Source organism: Phyllobacterium sp. P5_D12 (assembly GCF_054049495.1).
The window spans coordinates 1-2,505 of sequence record NZ_JBFUMG010000607.1; the positions used below are offsets into that span (position 1 = coordinate 1).

The window sequence follows — 2,505 nt, forward strand, 5'->3', positions numbered from 1 at the left end:
TAAGAACGTCACAGGGCCGCCTAAGAACGTCACAGGGCCGCCAACTCATCTTTCTTTATAATGTTGCCGTACCGCCGGATCGCCCAACTCTCGACATGGTTCTGATCAGCATAATGGACGTTACCGCGAGACGGGAAGCAGAGAACGAACTCGATGTTGCACGAAGCCAGCTGGCCCATGTCACCCGGATCGCGACCCTTGGCGAATTAACGGTCTCGATCGCTCATGAACTCAATCAGCCTTTAGCCGCCGTGGTCACCAACGGAGGAGCCGGCTTGCGGTGGCTCAGAAGGGACGTGCCCGATCTGAAAAAAGTCGAATCTTCGATCGAGGGAATGGTCGCCGACGCTACCCGCGCCAGCGAGGTCATCAAGCATTTACGCGGTTTATCGGTGAAGTCGTCGCCGAACCCGGTCAACGTTAATCTCAATGAGGTCGCCGAGGAAACAGTCGCATTGCTGCAACGCGAAATTGATGTCAATCAAGTGACATCAAGATTTGACCTCGCAGACCATCTCCCGGAGATTCATGGGGACAGGGTACAGCTACAGCAAGTCGTCCTGAATCTGATTTTGAATGCCATTCAAGCGATGGCGCACGCTCCCGGCGGAAGGAGGGAGCTTCTGGTGAAGTCGTTCTCAGAGGAAGCCGCCGTCGTGTTGCGAATCCAGGACACTGGCCCTGGCATCCCGCCTGAAGTCCGCGATAGACTGTTTGACCCGTTTTATACGACGAAGCCCGACGGAATGGGTATGGGCTTGTCAATTTGCCGTTCAATCTTGACCGCCCATGGCGGGAGCATAAATGCAACTTCCGAACCGGGAGCTGGCACCACGTTCGAAGTCACAATTCCATTTATTAAGGAGGTCGGGTGATGGCCGTGCTCACGACGCCGATCGTCTATGTGGTTGACGATGATGTGCATTTGCGGGAAGCGCTACGCAATCTTTTCGAATCGGTCGGTATCCGTGTGGAACTGTTCGGGTCCACCGCAGAACTCCTTGCCCGTCCTGCCAAAGTTTCCGCCGAAAGTTGCCTCGTCCTCGATATTCGCCTGCCAGGCGTCAGCGGACTCGATTTTCAGAACCAGCTAGCGAAGCTTGGGAACAATATCCCTATTATCTTCATGACCGGTCACGGTGATGTCCCCATGTCAGTGCGAGCGATGAAGGCCGGGGCCATCGACTTTCTTACGAAGCCATTTCGGGATCAGGACATGCTGGATGCGGTCTCGAATGCATTGGCACTGGATCGAAGCCGCCGGACGAGCGAAGGCGAACTGTCCGCGCTGATGGCGCGGTATGAAAGCCTGACGAGCCGGGAGCGTGAGGTAATCGCCCTGGTAACGAGCGGCCTTATGAACAAGCAGATCGCAGGCAAACTTGGTGTGAGCGAGATAACTGTAAAGATCCATCGCGGCCATCTGATGGAAAAGATGGGTGTGCGAACTCTCGCGGAACTGGTCAAGGCCTACGAGGCGCTTCGACCCGGCTTAAACACGTGATGCCAGAACCTAAACTTCTGTATGATATCATCTAGTCTCTCAATGGTGCATGTAACCAGCTGATAGTTACAGACTTTTAGTACCGTCATAAAGGTTTTCTGGTGCACCGTTTGAAATCCATAGTCGTCGTCGAGGACGACGCGTCACTGCGCGATGCCATGGAGAATTTGATCAGCTCACATGGGCTCAATGTCCATACATTTGCTTCCGCAGAATCATTCCTAGCGCAACGGGGGCTTATTGAGATCGACTGCCTGATAACCGACGTGCAAATGGACGGAATTGGTGGAGTGGAGTTGTTCCAGATCCTGCGAAATATTGGTGTAGGCACGCCGGTCATCTTCATCACCGCATTCGAGGATGAACGCATACACAAACGGTTGATGGCGGCAGGTGCCAAAGGGTTTTTCCGCAAACCTTTCGAAAGCCAGGCCATGATTGATTGCATTGAGCACGCTCTGGCTGTGTAGTGCATACCAACCAAAGAAACCGTGCCATAGCCACCACATAGGTGCCGTGACAACGTACGCACCGACAGATACCAGCGCACACACAGCAAGATCACGAACTGGTCGAAATGGCGGCCGTTGAACACCATGCCGGGCGAACTGTAAGCAATCGGTTGGCGACGGAACCATTTGGAAATCCTGTCATGAATCCATCTGCAACGCGTGAACAGACGCCAGTTATCAACTTGACATAATCGCCAATATTAAAACTTTGATTTTCTATACTATGGACCGTATCTTTTGAGGTACTAGAACGCTGGCTTGGCTTTCATGATTCCTGGTAGACTATATCTTGGCGATCCAAATTGGCAGAATGCAGTGTGAGGGGTGGGACTAGATGGCACTGTTCGTTGATCGAGTGAGCGTGAGAACCCGAGCGATGCAATTGGTCGGCGTGATGGTGACACTCTCGTCCGCCACGGCCTCCGTAGCTGCGGATAAGCCGGAGGCCACAACGGTCGAAGAGAACCCGGGCTGGATTGTAACCTTGGG

The 2,505-nt window shown here is 53.5% G+C and carries 3 protein-coding genes; all 3 read left to right on the plus strand.

What is annotated here, in order from left to right; translation table 11 throughout:
* The first annotated feature begins 113 nt into the window (after positions 1-113).
* The 3 genes from ACXJ5O_RS24155 to ACXJ5O_RS24165 all read left to right on the plus strand — a co-directional run bounded on the left by ACXJ5O_RS24155 (position 114) and on the right by ACXJ5O_RS24165 (position 1,974).
* Positions 114-875 (plus strand): sensor histidine kinase, encoded by a 762-nt coding sequence (locus ACXJ5O_RS24155; RefSeq protein WP_457302124.1) that lies wholly within the window; start codon positions 114-116, stop codon positions 873-875.
* Positions 875-1,504: a response regulator transcription factor gene (locus tag ACXJ5O_RS24160; protein WP_271899242.1), complete on the plus strand. Its 630-nt coding sequence runs from the start codon at positions 875-877 to the stop codon at positions 1,502-1,504. Before ACXJ5O_RS24155 ends, ACXJ5O_RS24160 begins: the two co-directional genes overlap by 1 nt.
* Positions 1,505-1,605: 101 nt before the next feature.
* The gene (locus tag ACXJ5O_RS24165; protein WP_112528195.1) at positions 1,606-1,974 is read left to right on the plus strand and encodes a response regulator transcription factor; all 369 of its coding nucleotides are present in this window, start codon (positions 1,606-1,608) and stop codon (positions 1,972-1,974) included.
* The last annotated feature ends 531 nt before the right edge of the window (positions 1,975-2,505 follow it).

Bases quoted from the DNA above. Each gene is read 5' to 3' on its own strand.
- ACXJ5O_RS24155 (WP_457302124.1), top strand. From the start codon at position 114: ATGGACGTTACCGCGAGACGGGAAGCAGAGAACGAACTCGATGTTGCA.
- ACXJ5O_RS24160 (WP_271899242.1), top strand. From the start codon at position 875: ATGGCCGTGCTCACGACGCCGATCGTCTATGTGGTTGACGATGATGTG.